Source organism: Pseudomonas edaphica (assembly GCF_005863185.1).
Taxonomy (GTDB): domain Bacteria; phylum Pseudomonadota; class Gammaproteobacteria; order Pseudomonadales; family Pseudomonadaceae; genus Aquipseudomonas; species Aquipseudomonas edaphica.
The window spans coordinates 1-1,484 of the sequence record NZ_VBVZ01000957.1 but is presented as its reverse complement, the minus strand read 5'-3'; the positions used below and the strand labels follow the sequence as shown (position 1 = coordinate 1,484).

At 61.6% G+C, this 1,484-nt stretch carries 2 protein-coding genes; one reads left to right on the top strand and one right to left on the bottom strand.

What is annotated here, in order from left to right:
• Window positions 1–373, bottom strand: a 373-nt coding sequence (locus FEM54_RS32465) for an MFS transporter (RefSeq protein ID WP_138454270.1), incomplete at its 3' end; no start/stop codon positions are given.
• A 255-nt stretch (window positions 374–628) separates the two neighbouring features.
• Here FEM54_RS32465 and FEM54_RS32460 point away from each other — a divergent pair.
• On the top strand, window positions 629–1,484 hold an 856-nt coding region (locus FEM54_RS32460), incomplete at its 3' end, for a LysR substrate-binding domain-containing protein (RefSeq protein ID WP_138454269.1).

Sequence of the window (1,484 nt, the reverse complement as noted above, 5' to 3'; positions counted from 1 at the left end):
GCCCCGACCAGCCGGTGGACTGCGCCAGCCCCTGGATCAACATGCAACTGATAAAAATCGGCAAGGTGGCAAAGGTGCCCATCACCAACGCCGCTGCGGCAGAAATCAATAATCCGCCCAGCACCACCACCCGTGGCCCGAAGCGGTCCGCCAGCATGCCCCAGGTGAATTGCCCCACGGCATAGGCCGCCAGGTACAGGCCATCAAGGTTGGCCATCATCATTTTGTCGAGGGGGAAACTGGGGTCATCGACGATGCCCAGCTTGGCCACCGAAAACGCTTTGCGAGTGAAATAGAACGCGGCGTACGCCAGCCAGGTGATGGCGAAAATCTGCACGCGCCAACGCTTGATGCTACCCGTTTGGATATTCATTGTGGTTCTGACCTCAGGTGAGTGTGCCGGCAGGATCTAGAAGCAAATGCCTGTTGTTTTTATGGTTGAGCACTGCAATGCCAAGCCCTGGAGGGCGCGGCATTGGTCAGATGGGTCCGGTTTGCCAGAACCCATGGCCGCCGCGGTTGTAGGACTCAGCCGTCGGCGGTTGGCGTATCAAAGCAATGGCTGACTAATAGGTAAAATCGATTTATCGTATTTCACCTATAAGCTCAGCTTGTAAGAGGATCTGCGATGTCGGTTTCCCACGCCCAGCTCAAAGCCTTCCACGCCGTGGCCGTACACGGCAGTTTCACTCAGGCCGCTGAACGCCTGTTCCTGACGCAACCGGCGATTTCCGACCAGGTGCGCAAGCTCGAAGAACGCTTCGGCGTGCTGCTGTTTCACCGCAACAAACGCGCCGTGCGCCTCACCGACCTGGGCGAGCGTCTGCTCGGCATCACCCAGCGCCTGTTTGTGATCGAGGCCGAAGCCGAAGAGCTGTTGCAAGACTCCCGCGCCCTGCTCACCGGCACCCTCACCCTGGCCGTGGACGCGCCCGTGCACGTGTTGCCGCAGATCGCACGCTTCTGCCAGTTATATCCGGGGATCAGCGTGAAGATCGAAACCGGCAACACGGATGAATCGCTGTTTCGCCTGTACAACTACCAGGCCGACCTGGCCCTGCTGGGGCGCGATGTCGACGATGAACGCCTGCTGTCGTTGCCGCTGCCCGATGAGCAGCTACTCGCCTTTGTCGCGCGCAACCACCCGTGGGCCGGGCGTGAATCCATCTGCCTCGCCGACCTGGATGACACGCCGCTGGTACTGCGGGAAATCGGCTCGGTCACCCGTCAGACCCTGGAGCAGGAAATGCGTCAGGCCGGGCTGCGCATCCGCCCGGCGATCCAGGTGGAAGGCCGCGAAGCGGCGCGGGAGGCGGTGGTGGTGGGGATTGGTGTGGGCGTGGTGTCGGCGGCGGAACTCGGCGCCGACTCGCGGGTGTATGCCCTGCCGATCCGCGATTGCAGCCAGCGCATGAAGGAAACGCTGGTGTGCCTCAAGGAGCAGAGTTCGCGGCGGGTGGTGGCGACGTTTCTCGATATTGTGC